This is a genomic window from Elusimicrobiota bacterium, assembly GCA_040757695.1.
GTDB lineage: Bacteria > Elusimicrobiota > UBA8919 > UBA8919 > UBA8919 > JBFLWK01.
In genome coordinates this window covers 32,117-52,644 of record JBFLWK010000004.1, presented here as the reverse complement: position 1 = coordinate 52,644, position 20,528 = coordinate 32,117, and the positions used below count along the sequence as shown (strand labels likewise).

The window sequence follows — 20,528 nt, the reverse complement described above, 5'->3', positions numbered from 1 at the left end:
TTAATCCTGTTCAATACTGATTTTAGTGTCGGAGAATGTTACACGGAAATGCAGACTTAACCCCTGAAATCAGCATTTGATTTGCCATATTTTACCAAGTTTTATCATTATTTTTAGCTCTTTGACAAACTTAACCCCCAACCTTTCCCAAACTTAACCCACGCTTTTCTGGTTACAAGGCAAAGAAACAAATATATGTGAATAAAACATATTTCCGTTGGGTTACTTGATATTTTTTCTACCATTTCTTTCCCTTTTTGGCTACAATAATTATTGAACAGCACAGGGGTGAATTATTGAACACCCCCAGCCAAAAAAGGAGGAAAAGAAATTATGGTAGAATATCAACTGATACTTAAACCGTTTTCGTATTCATATGAAGATTTAACTGATTCTGAAAATGATTTCATCAAATATTTTCAGACGATAAATCTCCAAAGTATCTCAAGTATTTCATAGATTTAGTTTTTCAGGGAATTATTTTTATAATGTATGCAAAATCTTCTTTTTGATTTATATCTACCAGTTTCATTAAGTATAATTTGATATATATACAGGTATATTTGTTTCTCGCCGATAATTTTAACCACGAGCAATTATCTTCAGGTGAAAAATTATTTTTTCCATATTTACCAACATGAAAAAAACCATATGTATTGCGTATTGAATTGGTAATATTATTTGGAGAAGCACTCCAGCTAAAATCAACATTTACAGTTTTTTCTTTATCAATACAGGCATATAATAAATGTGCATCGCGAGCATTCACCATTCTTATTGCTATAATACCAGGATTATCATCATATGAATATAATATATTAAACCAATTTAATGCTTCTTCTCCTTCATAAATTTCTTCAATTTTTCCGTTGGAGTAGTTAACTTTGATATTTGTAGTGTTCTTACAGTAATAAGCAATCGGTGTCGCATGATCTGCGCAGGTTAGTATAATCAATAAGTATGGATTACACACATAAAATGGAATACCTTCTACCCAGTCAACACCGAAAGTTATTGACCCAAATATGCTATCATGTGGAGAATAATCTTTAGGGAATATATTAAGAAATGAATACTCTGCAACTCTGTTTTTTCTGAAATTTATAAATTCATCTCTTGTGAAACTATTCAGAACAGTTACTGGATTAACATTTATATTGGCTTCACCTGTATATGGATTAAATTCTTGTCGTCTCTTTTCCAACTCCCTGATAAGTTCTTTTTCTCGTCTTGCAATATTTTTTTGTATTCGTGTTTTTGTAATGGTTTCAATTATACTTGCCCATTGTGTCAATAGTAAATAGCCTGCTGTCATAATAATAAAAAATAGCCATATTACCCATATATATGATTTTTTTGACTGGCGAAATGTGGCATTATCTTTTTCAGGAGAAACTTCTCTCTTCAAAACTTCATAACATAACCCACAATATAACGCATCATCTTTATTTTCGTAATTACATTTTGGACAGTTCATGTTTATTACTCTCTTTCAGAATATAAAACCCAAATACTGTTATTGTTTTCGTATACAACATACGGAGCATCAGCTGCAAGTGTGCAAAAACAAGATGATGTTTGGGGATATTGCCAAAGAAGACTACCAAGGGTAGGATGAATAAATAATAAACCCTTTTCTGAATCTGTTATTACACAATTGGACTTTACTACAGGAGAGATGTTTCTGTTAATTTCATAACCTATTTCATACTTCCACCATTCATAACACAAATTTTCATTAGGGCTCAATTTAATACAATAGAGGTAGCCATCTAGGGTTATAAAATATAAAAAATTCTCGTAGATTACTATATCTGATATTATTCCACTTGTATACTGCACTAGCCAAATTTGTTTACCAGTTTTCTTGTTTATTCCACACAAGAGTCCTTTGTCATTTCCAACAAATAACAAATTTTTACCAACAGCGGGTGAGGAATTAACTCTTGCTCCTGTATTAAATCTCCACTTTATTTCTCCTGAATAACAATCAACAGCATAAACAAAATTATCACTACAAGAATATAGAATGTCTTTATCAATTACTACTGATGGTAGTATTTTATCATCAAGATGCCATCCACCAATTTTTTTGTTCCACAGTAGATTCCCACTGCTTGAATCAATTGAGTATAAATATCCATCAAAAGAACAAAAATATATTTTATTTCTAGAAACAACAGGTGTTGAATTTACATAACCCTTTGTAGTAAAATTCCAAGATACCGTACCACTTTGCTTATCAACTACATAGAGATTATAATCAGCACAGCCAATATATATTTTCTCATTAGTAACTACAGGTCTGGTACAGATAGAATCCGACAGTAAACAAGTCCAATGACATACCCCTGTATACAAATCATATTTGTAAAGTTCATCTCTACAAGCAAAATAAACTATTCCATCTTTTATCACAGGTCTATCAACTATAGAGTCTACAAGTGTTTTTTTCCATAGCATACCAAGCGGAAAAAAGAACTTATCGCTCGTTGGTAATATTTTACTCTTGCTTACTCCAAAACTATAATCTGTTGTTTCCTGCTTATTATCTTCTTTTTCCTTATTACCAAAAAAATTTTCCATAAATTCATTATATGTGGGTATATTTGTAACAGCCACCATTTTTAATCTATCCATTTTTTTATTTGTTATCTTTTCGAAAACTTCATAAATATCCAATTCTGGCGAGTCGGTGTGAATTGTAAAAGTTGGATGAGCAGCGATATTTGTTGTAATTTGTGAAACATCATAAATAAGTAACCGCCAACCTACCAAATCTACAATTTCTGTTGGTCTATATGCTGTATCACCTTTATATTCTGAATCATTAGGAATTGCTACTATTCTATAGTTATTTTTTATAAATAGTTGAGGAGAAATATTAAAAGTCATACAAAGCGGGTCATCTTTTTTTATCGGCCTGTTTTTATGTAAATGTGGTAATCTATTTACCTTCCTTGAAATAATGTAATAATATCGCTTGTCGGGTTCAATTGTATCCTTAAATATCAAATCAAAATCTAATGTTTCATAAGATGCACCACGCCAATTTATCTTCCCTTCCCGAATATTACAATCTTTAATGTTCTCACTTATCATAATATCATAAACATCTTTTGTAGAATAAAAAGTCCCACCACCACAAGGAATAACTGGAAATGCATCATAATAATTGGATGTAAATTCTCCAATGGAAGTAAGTTTTATATAATCAGTATGGAACTCATATATAAGACAGAAATTATCATATATTATGCTTGATTTTTGGTTAACAGTAGAATCTTCGTCTACAGAATAAAGCACTGATAATACTATGAATACTAACCCTACAAAAACTAAAATTATCTTTCTCATTTTTTCATTTAGTTCTAACAACAATCACATCAAATTTTTCCGGATATGTGAACATAAATTTTTATTTTAAATCTGATTTCATTATATCCAAGAAAACCTTGTAACCGCAGATTTTCACAAATAGACACAGAATAAAAAATTATAAATGATTTTTGCGGTTGACTCTGTCTGTGTTCATCTGAGGCACAGCAGCAACTTCTATTTTTATTTCATTTTTCTCTCACTATGTAACGAACCCAATCTAAGCTATATGACTACGCATAATTTTTGATAACTTTCATAGCCACTTTAGTGGCGGTTATTTTATTTTTAGAGCATTGATAACTGCTTGTGAAACTTTTTGCAGATATTTTTTGTCTTTTAAGAGTTTTTCGTCTTCCTTGTTTGATAGATAGCCGTATTCTATTAAGATTGACGGGACTTTTGCGAATTCAAAACCGACAAGATGCTGTTTTTTGATACCGTCAACTTTTACACCTGTTTTTTTAATTTCTTGATAGACGGTTTCAGCGATTTTTTTTGAGTCATCTTTATACCACAAAACAGAGACGCCGCGTTTTTTTTTGTCAGGTGACCAGTTACAGTGGATACGCAGAAACAAATCGGCATTTTTTGAATTAGCGAATTCTGCACGAGCTTGATTATCTTCATCCTGTGTTTCAGCAGTTCGCCAGAAGTTTTGTCTGTCTCTTGTAAAATATACTGTTGCACCACTTTGTAAAAGCAACTCGCCTAATATCTCTGCGATATCTATAACCACATCCATCTCTTTTAAACCTGACGGGCTTTTACAACCGTAATTTACAATCTTTCCATCATAATTTTTTGTCCCGTGTCCGGGGTCAACAACAATTATTTTACTGGTTATTGTTTCAGTCCAGCAATAAATTTTTGTAACTAAACAAATTATCAAAACGGCAATGTATTTACTATTTGTAACACGCATTGGTATTCCGGCTCCTCTTTTAGAATTTTTTCCATAAGATACCTCTGTAAAAATTGGTCAAGTTTATTAGTTGCGACAGCGATAAGCAGGTTTTGTTCTAATTCCGGTGTAGCTTTAGATTTTGTTGTTCTGCTTTCTCCAATCCAGACGATTTTTTTTTCGGAAGTGCTGTAAACACCAATTTCAAGTTGAAATTTGTATGAATAATTTATACTCTTTTTATATTCACCGAAATCACTCTTATCATCCGAGCGAAAAGTTTTGTAACTGATGGCTGTCTCACATTTTTTTATTATACCGAATATTAAACCATCAACTTTCAGTTTATCAGCAACAACAAACAATTTTTCAAGTATCCGTGTAGTGTTTAGTTCTTTAGCTTGTTTAATCTCGCCAAGATTTACTTTTTTACTCATAATAACATTTTTAACACTATCAGGATGAACAATACGGTCGAATTTTTTCCTTTTTAGCAAAATGTTATACAGATGTTCAGATGTTATACGGCTTGTTTTCTCAGCGGTTTCGCGGTCAACAATCATTCGCTCTTCACGATTGTTAAACCATTTTTTTGATTTATCTTCTATAACGAATGGTGATTTCACAAGCGGTATAAACTCTGTCGCTACACCAGTAGGGAACCCGATAGCGACAGGACAGACAGCGATACTTTTTAATACAGGAATCTGTTTTTCTGAAAATATAACTTTACAAAATTTTTGTCTGCGTGGATATATAGAACAACCGGTAAAAGCAGTGTAAAGTATAAAGTATAAAGTATAAAGTAACAGGTAAAAGTTTTTGTTCATCTTAAAACAATATCTGCAACTGAATATGTCCGCCGTCAAAAAATGCAAAGGTGCCCCAGTCCTCTTTATCTAAATCCCAGCCGGTGATAAGTTTTATTTGTGATTTTTCGGTAAATTTATATTCAATTGCGAGTTTTAATCGGTTTTCTCGGTTGTATTCGGATTGAGAATTTTTCGTCCAATCTACATCATCGTGAATATATCCGACTTCTAATTCCGTATTTGAACAAATGTTCAAAACCACAGAAAGAAATCCGCCGATATTTGTTCTCGTATAATCATAATTTTGTAGTGATAAATAATGTTTCACGAATGAAAATCCATAGAACAATCTGACACTATTTAAGAGATACTGTTCAACAAACGGTCTGACAAGATATTTCTTTTCAGCATCGTTAAAATCTTGTGCTTGCTGTGGAATCGTAAACTCCTTTTTGTTTTTCGTTTCTCTAATATAAAAATCTGTGCAAAATTTCCAGTTTGAGCAAATGCTTAAACTGAAGTTTGAGTCAATAAAATAACTCTCGTGTGATTCACTGTAATTTTTTGTGGTATCCATTAAGTCATCATAACTGAAAACTGATTTTGTATTACACTCAAAGAAAATGTAACTTTTTATGTTATGCCCAATTTTTTTTATTTCTATACGCCATTTTTTAGGTGTTTTCTGATAAAATTTTTCAAAACCAAGATTTGTTGTGCGATGCTGAAATGCGTAGTTGTTATCAAAATCAGCCAGGATATATGCAAGTTTAAATCCATTCCCTTCATCCTTTGCATACCTTATCGCCCAACCTAAATCTGCATTATGTTTATAAAATTCCGGTGTGCCTAATACTGAAAGATAGATTTTGCTTAATGGTGAATACTCAAACTCTATCTCATCAAATGTTCTTTCGTAGTCAATTGTTTTATTTCTTATATGAAAAAATCTTGTCCATAATTTGTCATTGACAAGCGGTAATTTTATTTTTAATTCTTCCTGAAGATAAAGCCGTTTTATATCTAAACTACCGGCAGTGACTCTTATCCCTGATGAAGAAGCGAGGTATGCAAAATTCCGCTCGGGCAAAAAATAGTCCATAAATATATCTATTTCATATTCGTTATCAAGGTCATCACTCTTAGGAAATTCGGCAAAAACCAAACTGACAAACAAAAATATCAAAATTGGCAAAACAGAAAATTTCATATCCTATTTTCCTAAAAACATTTGGAGTCCAATAACTGCAAAAAACAAACCAAAAATTTTTTTAAGAACCGTGTCGTTTATCGGTTGAGCAAAAGTACCGCCCAAAAATCCACCAATAAAAAATCCAACCGCAATAAGTACTGCGATTCTGATATTGATATGTCCTGCTTGATAATACTTGAGTGCTGCGAGTAGTCCGATAGGTGGAATCATCGCAGCAAGTGTTGTCCCTTGCGCTTGATGTTGTGTCATTTTGAAAAGATAAACAAGTAACGGTATTAAAACAGACCCGCCACCAAGCCCGAATAATCCGCCAAAAATACCAGCAACTAATCCAGCAAAAAGATACGCAATGTTTAGCATTTTCCTGCCCTCCTCTGAAAAATTATTTTCCAACACAAAAGTTTGAAAAAATTCTGTCAAGTATTTGTTCGGTTGGCACTTCACCAGTAATCTGGCCGAGATAATTCAAAGCAGCCCTTAAATCCAGTGCAATAAACTCTTCTGAAAGACCTGCGGTAATTGAATCTCTTGCCTTTTCAAGTGAATTAATCGCATTTTCAACCAGTATTTTATGCCTTGTGTTTGATAAAAAAAACTCACTTGTGCTGATACCGTTTGATATAAATGACTCGTAAATAACCCTTTTTAGTTCGTCTATACCTTCATTTTTGAGCGCTGAAATTGATACAGCAGGTGCAACAATTCCAAGTTGCGAGATATCACCAATTTTTTGGGTAGGGAGGGGGGAGAATGGTGATGTGGCGAGGTCAGATTTGTTCAAAACAAGAATCGCTTTTTTAGAAATAACCAGTTCTGCAATATGAAAATCTTCTGAAGATAACCCTTGTGATGAGTCCAAAACAAACAGTACCAAATCGGCAGTTTTCAATCTTTCCTGTGCCTTTTCTATCCCTATCTGTTCTACAATATCCTGGCTGTGACGTCTTATACCTGCGGTATCTATCAAAATAAGCGGGATACCATAAATGCTAACTGTTTCTTCAATTATATCCCGTGTGGTGCCCGGTATTTCCGTTACTATCGCTCTGTCTTGACCTGCTAAAAGATTTAATAATGATGATTTTCCTACATTGGGCTTGCCTACAATCGCACATCTTACACCTTCTCTAAAAATTTTACCTGTTAAAAATGTAGAAAGCATTTTTTCTAATCCATCTTCTATTTCTACTATTTTTTTTGTTAATTCAGAACCTTCCAAGACAGGAATTTCATCCTCCGCACAATCTATCGCCACCTCCAGTGTAGCCAATGTGTCTACAACTTTGCTTTTTTGTTCATTTATTTTCTGCGATAAGGCGCCATTCAGCTGCTGTAATGCACAGGACAGGGCAATATCTGTTTTGGCTTTTATTATATCACACACCGCTTCTGCCTGAGACAGGTCAATTCTACCATTCAGGAACGCCCTTTTTGTGAACTCGCCTGGTTCTGCGAGCCGTGCACCATATTTTATACAGAGTTCAAGTGTTTTTTTAAGCGTGAGAAAGCCACCGTGACAGGATATTTCTACAACATCCTCACGAGTATACGACTTGGGCGACCTCATTATTGTCAGAAGCACTTCATCTACCAATTGTTCATTTTCTACAATTTTGCCAAGATGAGTAGTAAAGGAAGGGAGTTCAGATATGTTTTTTTTTGATTTTGGCTTGAAAATTTTTGAGGAAATATCAATAGCAGACGGACCGCTTAAGCGAACAATTCCTATACCGGCTTCACCAACAAGTGTTGAAATAGCAACGATTGTATCATCAGAATATATCTTCACCTTCGCTTTGCTCACCGAGAATAAATTCTCGGCTACATTATGGTTTGAATTTGCTCCATTGACAAGGAATTGAAATTCCTCATTTCACAAATTCATTTATTTTTTGGTCTAATAATAAGTTTCCTATCTTCGCCTTCACCTTCAGATACTGTTTCAACAAATTCACTGTTTTTTAAGGTTATATGGATTATTTTTCGTTCACTGGCAGGCAGTTTGATTTCTATCGGCTCGCATTTCATCTTAACTTGTTCTTCAAGTTCTTTCGCTTTCTTAACAATTCTTTCATTTCGTTTTTCAAGATAACCATTTATATTGAGCATTATATTTACACTCCGGCCTTCTTGTTTGCTCAAGATAAGTTTCAGCAAATATTCTACTGCCTTCATTGTTTGCCCCTGCCTGCCAATAAGAATTGCACTATCTTCAGATGAGACATTCAAAACCAGCCCAGCTTCTGTGTTTTCTGTTGACATTTTGGCTACAAAACCTGCTAATTCAAGCATTTTTGATAGAATCTCAACTGCCAATGTGGATATTTTTGGTTCGGTTTTTGCTGATGTTTTTTCTTTCTCTTTTGAATTTTCGGCAGCAGGATGTATTTTAGTGGATATTTTTACTCTTGAAGGTGCCGAACCCATCAACCCGAAGAGTCCTGATTTGCCTTCATCTAAAATTTTAATCTCTACCTCTTCTCTTGTCAGCCCGAGTTGTTTCAGTCCGTTCTCTATTGCCTCATCTACATTCCTGCCTGTTGATTCAATCTCCTTTTTCATACACTATTGCCTCCGTTTTAACTACGGTATTGTCAAATTTAACCACAGGTAAACACAGGTGAACACTGAAAAAATGTTATTCTGATGGAAAAGCCCGAAGAATCTCAAAACCGAGATGCTTCATTTCATTCAGCATGACATCTGTGTTAATCTGTGGTTATGAAGTTTTCTCGAAAATCAGCCATTGTTCTATAATCGTTACAACACTATTGGTAAGCCAGTATATCACCAAGCCGGATGGGAAACCTAAAAACATCACTGTAAAAATTATAGGCATCATAATCATCATTTGTTTTTGTGTTGGGTCTGCCGTGCTTGTGGACATCCATTGTTGCAAAAACATCCCGGCACCCATCAAAACAGGCAGAACATAATACGGGTCTTTTGTAGATAAATCAGCAATCCATAGAACCCATTGCGCACCGCGGAGTTCGTAGGCGTTTCTTAACATTGTAAACAGCGCCCAGAAAATTGGCAACTGAATCAGCATTGGTAGACATCCGCTGAATGGATTCACGCCTTTTGATTTATACAAGCTCCATACTTCAGCATTCATTTTTTTAGGGTCGGATTTGTATTTTATCTGGAGCGCTTTTACTTCATTCTGGATTGATTTCATTGCCTGTGCAGAAGCAAATTGTTTTTTAGAAAGCGGAAAAAAAACAATATTAAGAAAAATGGATATTATCACGATTGCCCAACCGTAATTATGAGTAATTTTATAAAGGAAGTTCAAGGCAGCAAGTGCAATTTCGCCAAGGTCACCGAAAAATCCGAAATCAACCGCTTTTTCAAGTTGTAGTTTGGTATTACCTATTTTAATTCCTTTAAGACGGCTAAAACCTTTTGGACCGGTATATGAAGTTATTGAAAACGATTTTTTTTCGGATGGACTGAACTCAATTTTGCTGGTAGAAGTGAATACCAACGGCATTTTTTCAACATCTGAAGATATTACTATTTTGAAACCATCTGTTGTCTGGCAGAAAACGGAAAGAAAATATCTGTTATCAATACCTACCCATTTTGATGAAAATTGATATCCGCCGAATTTCAGTTTCTCAACCTTTTTATGTGAATACGAAATCGTTCTTAAAAGTCGTTTGTTTTCCTTCATTTCTTTCGCATCTGTGCCTAATCCCGGCCCGATAGCCAATGATAAACCATCAAAAACTTTTGGGAACTTGGTTTTGTTCAAGATGGTGTATTTTATATCTATCAAATAAGAATCGTTACTGAAACAAAATGTTTTTTCTATGTAAAAATCGCTAGTGAACCGACCAAATTTTGTCTGATATGGCTGATTTTTTACGGGTATATTTGACCAGATACCGCTATCTCTGTCGTTAAGTAACTTCCCATCTAACACAAGTTCAACTGAAGTTTTTTCATTTAAACGTTCTTCTTTGATAAAACAATTTACAATTGATGCTTCGTTTTCACTTAAAACATAAATCGCCTTATCCGTTTTAATCTGAAAAGTTTTTGCCTGTTTTGTAGATAGGTCAATGGAAGCAGAAGGAATAGATGGACTCTGCAATGCTGATTTAGCTGTTTTTCTGGTATCGTCAACTGCTGATACTGGTGTGTTTGTAGATGTGATACGCTTTTTAGGTCCGAACAACCACTGCCAACCTATAAGGATTGCTATTGACAAAACGATTGCTAAAAAAGTTCTTTTTTCCATTTCTTATTTTTTTTCAGAAACATCTATGGTACAGCATCATAGCCACCTGGGTGCCAGGGGCCACATTTCAACAGCCGTTTTAAAGTTAAAAACCAGCCTTTTATAAACCCGAATTTTTCCAACGATTCCACAGCATACTGTGAACAACTCGGATAGAATCTACACTGTTGTGGGAATGGTCTTGCAAAAAATTGATATATTCTGATGAACCAAATTGACAGTAATCTCATATTTCTATACTTTTAATAAATTTGCTTTTTGGAATGCAGATAAGAAACAGCACTCAAAATCAGAATAACAAACAGTTGGTGAAATCTCATTTCGGGCAATTATTATAATATCCACATTTTTTGTAAAACTTCTATTATTAAGACGAAAAACTTCCTGCACTATTCGTTTCAAACGGTGTCTCAAACAGGCGTTCCCTAATTTTTCAGAAACTATTACTGCCAGCCGGGAAATATCCCGGTTATTCAGACAGATATAGAAACTATACCCACCTGATAAAATTTTTCTGGCATTTTTCTTGATTTCCAAAAAATTGTCTGATTTAGTTAACCGATACTGCCGAGCAAGACCCATTTACACCTGTATTAGTTTTTTTCTGCCTTTATATCGTCGATTGCTCAATATTTTTCTACCACTTGCTGTTCTCATTCTTGCCCTGAATCCGATTTTCTTTTTCCGTTTTCTAACATTCGGTCTAAAAGTTGGTTTCATAATAGGATTATTTTAACTTTTTTCTCTATTCTTGTCAATAGAAAACTTTTTTAATTCATATTGAAATCCCACGTGAAAATATGTGAGTAATAAGTCCTGCTATTGGTGGAAAAATTATTGTAGAGATTATCTTAATTACTACGAATCTTGCTCGCTTAAATATTTAATAAAAATTGTTTTTGGCAAAATAATCTGTAAAGCACCTACAAGTGCAAATGCAAGAAGAATAAGCGGTAAGGCAGTGATAAAACTTGCTATCCCAATTTTTAAGGCAGGCATTGCATATATAGGCATGCTAAATAAAATATAACCATACAAGCATAATACAACCACTAAAATTACAATCGTTATGACAAAATTGGACACGGTCCACTTCCTGAATTTGTTAGACGCTTCAATATCTGCGACTCAACTTCTAACTTCCCATTTGTAAGTTTGTGGATAGTTTTCTAACAGTAAACCTTTGGGACTGTGTAACCATGTAATTGGAAAATATCTAAAATTATGGAATTCCTTCAAGTAAAACATATGTTCCACTCTATCCTGATATGATTCACCGAGTCCCACCATCAATACACTATGAAATTCAAGTTTGGATTCATTTATAACCTCAGCTAGTTTTTTTCTCTTTTTCAAGAATCTGTTTCAGTTCCTTATATTTGTACTTCTAAAATTTTACATTTACTGAACCGTTAATAACCCGCCCGGGAGCGACTAAATCTTCCGACATGTCAGGAATATCATATTTTTCGTCAAACACGTTTTCACAATCAATTTTTACTTTTATATTTTTATATATCTTTTTTGAAACACCAATATCAAATGTCCAATAATCAACCAATGGTTTGGTATTCTCTATATCAGAATACATTTTATCTGTGTATTTCATCTTAGAATTTATTGCAAACAGATTTGGAACGTCGTAATTAATACCAAAAATCAGTTTATTATACGGTATAAATGCGAGCGTATTACCTTCTGTTTGAGGATTTGCTTCATCTTTAATAACTTCCGTATAACTATATGAATAACCCAAAGAACCGGAAAGGTCTAATGTCATATCATATTTAAGTTCCGTTTCTATCCCGCGCATTCGGACTTTGGAGATGTTATCAAATTGCAATGTATTAGGTGCTATGGTGCGGCTGGCAATAAAATCATTTCCTTCACTCTGATAGAGTGTGAATTTAGCAAACAACCGATTATTTATCATCCGATCGGCTGTTATTTCATATGACCAAAGATATTCCGGGACAAGTTCTGGATTGCCTTTCACAGTTTTTACCCCCCGAGTCATTATTGTGTAAAGGAGTGGAAGAGAAGGAGATTGGAAACCTTTTCCCACAGATGTTTTGAAAGTGGTTCTTTTATCCAAACGATACAATAGGGCAAATTTTGGACAGAATCCATACCACTCTTTTTCAGAATAACTCATATCAATTGGTTGTAAAGGAGCGGGATTTGTATCATAGAAAGAACCATCGTAATTTTTGTACCAGTCCAGCCGGCTACCCAATGTTAGCATTAATTTTTCATCAAATATGGTATATTCGTCTTGAAAAAATGGCGCAAGATAAATTTGTTTTCCTTTTGTTTGTGACTCTCTTGTAACAGTTTTGTAATCGGCTGATTGCGTTATTTCGCTATATTTATTATCAATACCGAATGTAAATTTACCGAATTGATTTGTAATGTGGTTCAGTTGTAAACCGCTGCCAATATCTTTCATGTCAAAATCTTCAACACTATATAAATTATTGTAATTTGGAGGCCGGTCAAAATCTATTAACCATTTATGATAATCTGAATACAAATTCAAATGCCACTGTGTAAACTTTAATTCCTTATTGAAACTTAAATATCCAAAAGTGGTAGTCATATCTGAATTAGAATATTTTCTTCCTCTACCAAACCTGTCATTATTACGAAATAGCCCAAGGGTAAAAGATGAATTGTTTGTCGGTCTGAAAATGAATTTAGAGTTAATATTCTGCTGATCTCTATCGCGTTTGATATTATAAGTTTGTGGATTCTTTTCAGCAATATAGCCATCTGTATTAAAAAGACGTCCGTTGACAGTATACGCAAATTTTTTAAAATCGCCTGCTTGAGATAAATCCAAAATTTTTGTATTCATCTTTCCAAATGAAGTTTTAATAAGCGTCTCCCTTTTTCTAACAGGCATCTTCGTAATGATGTTAATTACTCCACCCATTGCGCCGGAACCATATAAACTTGATACCGGACCTCTTACAACTTCTATTCTTTCCACATTTTCTGGAGAAATAAGATCCCAATCAAGCCAACCGTGACAGGGACTTTGTACTGGAATATCATCAACAAGAACAAGTGTTTTGCCCTGTTCATTAACTCCACGCAGAGTTACCTGTCTGGTTCTTGTTTGGCAGTACTGTGACTCTTGCATATTTATATCAGGAACTGTTTTAGTAATAAGCTCGTCAAGATTTTCAGCTTTTACTTTTTCCATATCTTCTTTTCCAATTATGGAAACATTGCCCGGATAATTTTTTAGTGGTGTTGCTGCCTTTGTTATTGAAATAACAATATCTGTTGCTTTACACAAACCAACCGGTGAAAAAAAACAAAAAATCATTATTAAAAAAATTTTCCCCATCTCAACCTCCGTTTTTCAATTAGTACAATTGTACTAATTGGATTTTTCCACTTGCAACCAAGCCACAAATTTACTATAATGTTTCTGGCGGAACGCAGTTCTATTCACATCGTTCACCCACGGTTAAAACCGTGGGTTATGAGCAGAACTGTACTTCCGCCTTTTTTACATTCATACACACTACCTCCTATTAACCCGATTAAAATTGGGTGCTACATTATTGTGTGAATTTGCTCCATTGACGGCAGGTTAAAACCCGCCATTCCGCAAATTCCTTTTTTATAATTGCTACAAAAATAAAATTCGTGCTACTCACAAAGAAAAAAAATTAAAACTCTTTCCCTGTCGTAGATACGCTTAATGTTCCATGTTTTACACCTTTTATTGATTTTAAGGTATTCGCCAGTTTTTCGACTTCGGCTGCCCTGCCTTTCACTGCGATTATTTCCAGACAGTTATCATGGTCTAAATGTATGTGCTGGGTTGAAATTACAATTTCCTGAAAATCGTGCTGGATATCGGTAAGTTTATTTACCAGTTCTCTCTTATGATGGTCATACACGAGAGTAATCGCACCCGCGATTTCGCCACCTTTTCTCCACTGTTCCGTCACAAATTCTTTACGAATTAAATCGGCAATCGCCTTTGAACGATTGGTATAATTGCGGCTATTGATTAGTTCGTCAAACTTCTTAAGCAGTTCGCTGTCCAGCGAGACGCCAAATCTGAATAATCTTCCCATTTATGTTATTTTCTTTTCTTTCTTTTCGTCTTTTTCTACAGCAGGTGTGCCAAGTGTTTTTTCAAAAATTGCTTTTTTTATTTCATCAGCAATTTTCGGATTTTCTCTCAAAAATGTTTTTGCATTATCCATCCCCTGCCCTAATCGTTCATTTTTATACACAAACCAACTGCCACTTTTTTCAACAATACTATACTCAATACCAGTATCAATAATACTTCCTTCAGGTGAAATCCCTTCACCGAATTTCATTTCAAACTCTGTTTGCTTGAATGGTGGTGCAATTTTGTTCTTTACAACTTTCACACGAACACGAGTCCCAACCGCTTCATCACCCTCTTTGAGTGTTGTGACTCTTCGTATATCCATTCTAATTGATGCATAGAATTTTAATGCGAGACCACCCGTTGTGGTTTCGGGGTTACCGAACATTACACCTATTTTCTGTCTGATTTGGTTGATAAAAATAATGGATGTTTTGGATTTTGAGACAATTGCAGTAAGTTTTCTCAACGCTTGAGACATCAGCCGTGCCTGAAGCCCCATATGCGCTTCGCCCATTTCACCTTCTATTTCTGCTCTCGGCGTAAGCGCAGCAACGGAATCAATGATGATTATATCAACTGCGTTACTTCGGACGAGTTTTTCAGTAATTTCAAGTGCCTGCTCACCACTATCCGGCTGAGAAATAATAAGTTTATCAATATCAACACCTAACCTTGTCGCATAAACAGGATCCATCGCATGTTCAGCATCTACATATGCACAGGTGCCGCCTAATTTCTGGCAACTGGAAATAAGTTGAAGACAGAGTGTTGATTTGCCTGATGACTCAGGCCCGAAAAGTTCTATGATTCTGCCTTTAGGGATACCGCCAACACCAATTGCAACATCAAGCCCGATGATGCCCGTCGGTATTGCTTCTACTTTCTGGTGTGGGCTTTCGCCAAGTCGCATCACTGCACCTTTCCCGTATTCTTTTTCTATCTGTGAAAGCGCCAACTCTAATGCTTTTTCTTTGTCTGATTTTTCTACTTTTGACATATAGCCCCCTTTTAACGGCAAATTCCAAATCCCAAACTCCAAATTCTAAATCCTGAATTTTCAATTAGTCCAATTGGACTAATTCATTTTTCTTCTAACTCTTTTACTGCTTTATTCCAAACATCTTTCAGTTGTTTAGTTGTACTGCCTTTTTCTTCTTTTTTACCGGTAATAGATTGCTTAACTCTATCAGCAATGACTTTATGTGGAATAGCATCTATTATTTCGTAAAGTTTTTTCTTATTCATGCGGGCTATAAGTCTCATTGCTTGTTTTCGGGTCATTTTTGCAGTAATTTCATATTTGGCTTTAATCGGCTCAGGTAAGTTTTTGAGGTCTTCATAGACCTTTGCATACTGCTTCTGGAATTTTACATTATCTATTTTGATGAGTTTATCAATACTGTTTTTTTTCAACTTATTGATATCAGTTGCAGCAAGATATGATTTTGCTAATGTCTTTAATGTATAGCCAATCATTTTGTCTTCCATACTGATTTCCTGAGAAAAAAGCATACCACACTGAAATCTGAAACTTATTATTAACAACAGTACAATCTTCAGCATAAAATTCTCCTTTATAAAGATTATAGCAAAAATTATGAAAAAGTCAAGAAAAAAATTACAAAATCAAAATGGAGGTGAGGGGAATTGAACCCCTGACCTCTTGCATGCCATGCAAGCGCTCTCCCAGTTGAGCTACACCCCCTATTTTTCTATATATGTTCTGTATATTAAGTTCCCGCCTCGGTTGATATCAAACAGTATACCTTCAGAAAAAGATATCTTCTTTGTTACTGACTCAAATTCGGCGAGTGTAGTTGTTTTTGTCCGATTGATTGCTCTTATGATATCGCCTGTATAAAGTCCCATCTCGGCTGCTTTTGAGTTGTTTTCTATCTCAACAACCACAACACCCTGTTCGTCTGGCGAAATATTCAATTCTTCTGCCAGTTCTTTTGAGAATTGTTTTACTTTCATACCAAGCCATTGGGCAGTTTTTTCCTTTTCTGATTCTGGTCTTGATGGAGCTTGAGTAATACTTTCAGGCCATTCACCAAGAATAACCGAAATCGTCTTTTGGGAACCATCCCGCCAAATAACAACATCCACTTTTTTATTTGGTGGAGCAGCCGCTACGGTATCCTGCAGTTTTTCTGGTGTATCAATTTTTTTGCCATCAAATTCTAAAATGATATCGCCACGTTTGATACCTGCTTTATCAGCTGCGGTATTTTCTAACACATTTTCTACAAGAACACCCGCAGGCGCTTTAAGTTGCGACTGTCGGGCAATCACCTCATCAACCTTCTTTATATTGACGCCAAGAAACCCTCTGTCTACTTTCCCTTTGGAAATGAGCGGCTCCAAAATCTCTTTCGCACGATTTATCGGTATTGCAAAACCAACACCAACAGACCCACCGGATTGACTGTAAATAAGTGTATTGATACCAACAACCTCGCCATGTATATTAACAAGCGGGCCACCGGAATTACCGCGGTTTATAGACGCGTCCGTCTGAATAACATCGCGATACACATTCCCTTGCGCTTTTATATTCTGTCTTTTTGCTGAAATGATGCCGACGGTAACCGTTTGTTCTAACCCGAAAGGCGAACCAATCGCAATCGCCCAATCGCCAACACGAATCTTATCTGAATCGCCTAATTTAGCGACCGCAAGTTTTTTAGGTGCTTTTATCTTTACTACTGCTAAATCCGTTTTGGCATCTTTGCCAATAACCTTTCCAGTATATTCTCTGTCATCTGCAAGTTTTACAGTAATTTTTTCTGCCTCTTTCACAACGTGATAATTTGTAAGAATATAGCCATCCTGGTCTATCACAACACCGCTTCCCGCACCTTCAATCCTTCGCTGGTTATAGTACTTTTTTTGAGGTTTTTGCCGACGAGGCAACGGCTGACCAAAAAAATCGTCAAAAAAATCGTCAAACGGGTCTGAGAAGAAAAAATCAAACGGCACTATTTCTTTTATAATCTGCTCGGTATAAATTGATACAACCGCTGGCTTCACCTCTTCTGCTACATTAACAAATGCTTCCTGCAGATTCAAGACCTCCTGTGAGACAGATGTTTTAATCCCAAGCGATGTGTTCTGTTTTTTTTGCGATTTACCAATAGCAAATGCTAAAATAACTAAACCTAAAATAACAACCGTCCAGAAAAAATTTTTTCGTGCAGAATTCGTATTGGTCATAAACACCCCCAATAACTACAAATTACAAATTACAAATTACAAACATTCTCATTCGCTAAAGCTTCGGAGAATAGTCCTACGGAGCATTGGCGAAGCAAGACAAATTCCAAACTCTAAATCCTAAAATTTCAATTAGTACATTTGTCCTAATTGAAAAACCAAAAATTACCGACGAGCAAAACTTATTTTGTTCTTAATGCTGGAATTTGTATAACTGTTTCTGGTGAAGACACATTATACCCCACAGCATCAAAAACCTCGCCTGATGGCAGAAACCCGCAGACAACATAGCCCCAGTTTTTAGGATTTCCTCGTATATAATTTTGTGGGATTCCTATTCTAACTTTTTTACTCTCTACTCCCCCTCCCCCCCCTACCCCCCCTGTTAGTTCAACGCCAAATACTCGCAATCGGGTTGGTAAATCGTTTCTGTTATATCTGAAAAGTTCGGCAGCAATAGTAGAAACAGAAATCGCATACTCCCAAGCAGAAACAGAATCAGTAAAACCGCTATGCCCTGCAAGGAAGGCAGTACTACCAACATTATTTTTTTTGTTCATATCAATATAGACATCTATAGTTTCTGTTTCTTGAGAAGATACAAAAATATCAAAAATAAGAATATCCGATGATTTCTGGACACCAAACGCCGTTATATTACAGATGGAGGAAGAAGAACTCAAAATTTCGCTGTCTTCAAAGTAAACAAGGTAATCGCCATGGTTCCCGGCTGGTATATTAGTTCCTGAGAAATCTGCTACCAAACCAAAAAATGGTACTGATATTTCTGACGGTGGTTGCAAACCAACTACACGATATATATTTGACAGCCCCGCACGAAACCACATATCATTCTCTTTTTTTCTATCAGTATCAACTGATACATAATTTTCATACCATATCGGTTTTTCTAAAAGATAGAGTTCTTCTAATACCGCATCATATTTTTCAGTAGTATATGATTCAGAATCGGCATATTCGTCTAATTTTGTCCGTGTCTGTTGTATGTAATTCCACGCAAGTTTCTGAATAGGAGCATCAAGCCAGCGAGACAAATCCGGCGCTGATAATACTGGTATATTTTTTAGTTCTACAGGTTCACCTGAAGAAGAAATAAAAACAGTGTAACCAGTTTGGTTTACTAATTCTAAAACTTCTTGGGCAACAATTCCCATATATGGACAAAAAACAACTGGCTCTTCGTCAAAAACTTCAGAATAAACCTGTCTGCCTTTATTAATCTGCTGTTGAACATCGGCTACAAGTTGGGCTTTGTAAAGCAGTGGCAGTAGCACTTCTGTATAGGTGGTCCCAGCAAATTCGGCAAGATTATCCGTTTTCATTTTTTTTATAGTTAACTTATTCTCGTCAGAAAGATTTTTTAATAGGTCTGATGGAATTACAAAAATATTTTTGGCAGTTGTTGAGAGCGCAATACTAAAATTTTTAATATCTTCTTCAGTATTTATGTAAATAACGGAACAATATGTATAAGAGATAAGCGATAAGAAATAAGCGATAAGAAATAAATACTGTTTCATTCTACAATCAGTACTGACACCCGACCACCTTTACCATCGTCAGCCGAGACAGGATTCTGTGGGTCTATCACCCAATTACCATCTGCTTTGAATTTATAATTATATCTGCCTGGTTTAACTTTTAATATTGATTCCCACACACCATCAGCATTTTTCGTCATTATACCTTGTCTGCCATCCCAGTTATTAAAAGTTCCAGCAACAAAAACTTTCTGTGCAGTATCATCTTTATACTGGAAAACAACACCGTTTTCTGTTATTTTTGGATAGTTGCTTTTTTCTTTTACAGGTTCTGGTTTTTGTGTTATTTCCTGTTTTATCGGTTCTTTAGGTTTTCCTTTTTTTACTGCCACTTTCCGAATCCGTTCTACAAGCATCAACGATGGGAATGCAACAATCACGATACCGATAATAAACCCAGCCCATAACAGAATTTTTTTCGTCATTTCAACTCCTTTTTTAACGCAGATTGCCGCTGATTTTAATCGCTGATTACCGCTGATTTCATCTGCGTTATTCTATTGAAGATAATTATCTTAGATGCACTTTCACAGACAGAAGTATACAGATATGCTTCTTCAAAATTTTTGCCAACTGCAAAACTACCATGCCCTTTTACGACAACAACCTTGTATTTACCTAACATTTGCGGTAGATTCTCGGCAACACATTCTGATGAGATTGTCTCTTTACATTCTGTTAAAACAGGTATTTCAGGTAGATAGTAATTCCCTTCCATATCAATCGGTATTATTTTTTCGCAGTTTAATGAAAGCGCAATTGCGTTGGGCGGATGCGCGTGTATTATCGCTTGAACTTCAGAGTTTGCGAGATAAATTGCACGGTGTGCTTTAATTTCAACTGATGCATCTTTATCTCTTTTTTCGTCTTTGAGATTTACTGCTACAAAATCTTGATATGATAAATCGCCAAGCCGTGCACCGTGTCGGGTGATATAAATCGTATTTGCTCGGCGGCACGAGACATTCCCGCTATGCGAATTATTAAGCCCCTGAAACATCATCTCACGCCCGAATTTGATTATGTCGTTAAACATTGCACCTCCTCCCG

General features: G+C 35.3%; 22 protein-coding genes and 1 tRNA gene. 1 reads left to right on the top strand and 22 read right to left on the bottom strand.

All coding sequences use genetic code 11. From position 1 onward, the window contains the following. The first annotated feature begins 333 nt into the window (after positions 1-333). Positions 334-459, top strand: a complete 126-nt coding sequence (locus AB1349_01330) for a hypothetical protein (GenBank protein ID MEW6555978.1) — start codon at positions 334-336, stop codon at positions 457-459. A 10-nt stretch (positions 460-469) separates the two neighbouring features. Here AB1349_01330 and AB1349_01325 read toward each other — a convergent pair whose 3' ends face one another. From AB1349_01325 to AB1349_01220, 22 genes are all read right to left on the bottom strand, one after another. Next, positions 470-1,477: a zinc ribbon domain-containing protein gene (locus tag AB1349_01325; protein ID MEW6555977.1), complete on the bottom strand. Its 1,008-nt coding sequence runs from the start codon at positions 1,475-1,477 to the stop codon at positions 470-472. 5 nt (positions 1,478-1,482) lie between these two features. Then, positions 1,483-3,357, bottom strand: a complete 1,875-nt coding sequence (locus AB1349_01320; protein MEW6555976.1) for a PQQ-binding-like beta-propeller repeat protein — start codon at positions 3,355-3,357, stop codon at positions 1,483-1,485. Positions 3,358-3,655: 298 nt separating this feature from the next. After that, the gene (locus tag AB1349_01315) at positions 3,656-4,303 is read right to left on the bottom strand and encodes an N-acetylmuramoyl-L-alanine amidase (GenBank protein MEW6555975.1); all 648 of its coding nucleotides are present in this window, start codon (positions 4,301-4,303) and stop codon (positions 3,656-3,658) included. Beyond that, a complete protein-coding gene (locus AB1349_01310) occupies positions 4,267-5,112 on the bottom strand; it encodes a hypothetical protein (GenBank protein ID MEW6555974.1) in 846 nt (281 codons plus the stop codon). The genes AB1349_01315 and AB1349_01310 overlap by 37 nt, the downstream gene beginning before the upstream one ends. 1 nt (position 5,113) lies before the next feature. Next, positions 5,114-6,304 (bottom strand): hypothetical protein, encoded by a 1,191-nt coding sequence (locus AB1349_01305; GenBank protein ID MEW6555973.1) that lies wholly within the window; start codon positions 6,302-6,304, stop codon positions 5,114-5,116. Positions 6,305-6,307: 3 nt separating this feature from the next. After that, entirely contained in the window at positions 6,308-6,667 is a 360-nt protein-coding gene (locus AB1349_01300; GenBank protein ID MEW6555972.1) for a TSUP family transporter, read from the bottom strand. Between the two features lie 22 nt (positions 6,668-6,689). After that, positions 6,690-8,111 (bottom strand): tRNA uridine-5-carboxymethylaminomethyl(34) synthesis GTPase MnmE, encoded by a 1,422-nt coding sequence (mnmE, locus tag AB1349_01295; GenBank protein ID MEW6555971.1) that lies wholly within the window; start codon positions 8,109-8,111, stop codon positions 6,690-6,692. Between the two features lie 77 nt (positions 8,112-8,188). Beyond that, positions 8,189-8,869 carry an RNA-binding cell elongation regulator Jag/EloR gene (jag, locus tag AB1349_01290; GenBank protein ID MEW6555970.1) on the bottom strand — a complete coding sequence of 227 codons (681 nt, stop codon included), beginning with the start codon at positions 8,867-8,869 and terminating at the stop codon, positions 8,189-8,191. Between the two features lie 157 nt (positions 8,870-9,026). Next, complete coding sequence (yidC, locus tag AB1349_01285; protein MEW6555969.1) at positions 9,027-10,556, bottom strand: membrane protein insertase YidC; 1,530 nt, start codon at positions 10,554-10,556, stop codon at positions 9,027-9,029. Between the two features lie 23 nt (positions 10,557-10,579). Continuing rightward, a complete protein-coding gene (yidD, locus tag AB1349_01280) occupies positions 10,580-10,786 on the bottom strand; it encodes a membrane protein insertion efficiency factor YidD (protein MEW6555968.1) in 207 nt (68 codons plus the stop codon). Positions 10,787-10,790: 4 nt separating this feature from the next. Next, positions 10,791-11,138, bottom strand: coding sequence for a ribonuclease P protein component (gene rnpA / locus AB1349_01275; protein ID MEW6555967.1), 348 nt, complete (start codon positions 11,136-11,138; stop codon positions 10,791-10,793). After that, entirely contained in the window at positions 11,139-11,276 is a 138-nt protein-coding gene (gene rpmH, locus AB1349_01270; GenBank protein ID MEW6555966.1) for a 50S ribosomal protein L34, read from the bottom strand. 138 nt (positions 11,277-11,414) lie between these two features. After that, complete coding sequence (locus AB1349_01265; GenBank protein MEW6555965.1) at positions 11,415-11,642, bottom strand: hypothetical protein; 228 nt, start codon at positions 11,640-11,642, stop codon at positions 11,415-11,417. 301 nt (positions 11,643-11,943) lie between these two features. Further along, complete coding sequence (locus tag AB1349_01260) at positions 11,944-13,911, bottom strand: TonB-dependent receptor (protein ID MEW6555964.1); 1,968 nt, start codon at positions 13,909-13,911, stop codon at positions 11,944-11,946. 328 nt (positions 13,912-14,239) lie between these two features. Further along, on the bottom strand, positions 14,240-14,653 hold the full coding sequence (gene nikR / locus AB1349_01255) for a nickel-responsive transcriptional regulator NikR (protein ID MEW6555963.1): 414 nt from the start codon (positions 14,651-14,653) through the stop codon (positions 14,240-14,242). Next, entirely contained in the window at positions 14,654-15,697 is a 1,044-nt protein-coding gene (recA, locus tag AB1349_01250) for a recombinase RecA (protein MEW6555962.1), read from the bottom strand. A gap of 83 nt (positions 15,698-15,780) precedes the next feature. Further along, positions 15,781-16,263 (bottom strand): hypothetical protein, encoded by a 483-nt coding sequence (locus tag AB1349_01245; protein MEW6555961.1) that lies wholly within the window; start codon positions 16,261-16,263, stop codon positions 15,781-15,783. Positions 16,264-16,332: 69 nt separating this feature from the next. After that, positions 16,333-16,405, bottom strand: a tRNA-Ala gene (locus tag AB1349_01240). Next, positions 16,405-17,916 (bottom strand): Do family serine endopeptidase, encoded by a 1,512-nt coding sequence (locus AB1349_01235; GenBank protein MEW6555960.1) that lies wholly within the window; start codon positions 17,914-17,916, stop codon positions 16,405-16,407. The genes AB1349_01240 and AB1349_01235 overlap by 1 nt, the downstream gene beginning before the upstream one ends. Positions 17,917-18,098: 182 nt before the next feature. After that, positions 18,099-19,457: a hypothetical protein gene (locus AB1349_01230; protein ID MEW6555959.1), complete on the bottom strand. Its 1,359-nt coding sequence runs from the start codon at positions 19,455-19,457 to the stop codon at positions 18,099-18,101. Then, positions 19,454-19,903, bottom strand: coding sequence for a glycogen-binding domain-containing protein (locus AB1349_01225; GenBank protein MEW6555958.1), 450 nt, complete (start codon positions 19,901-19,903; stop codon positions 19,454-19,456). The genes AB1349_01230 and AB1349_01225 overlap by 4 nt, the downstream gene beginning before the upstream one ends. Before the next feature lie 35 nt (positions 19,904-19,938). After that, positions 19,939-20,514 (bottom strand): class II aldolase/adducin family protein, encoded by a 576-nt coding sequence (locus AB1349_01220; GenBank protein ID MEW6555957.1) that lies wholly within the window; start codon positions 20,512-20,514, stop codon positions 19,939-19,941. Positions 20,515-20,528: the final 14 nt, after the last annotated feature.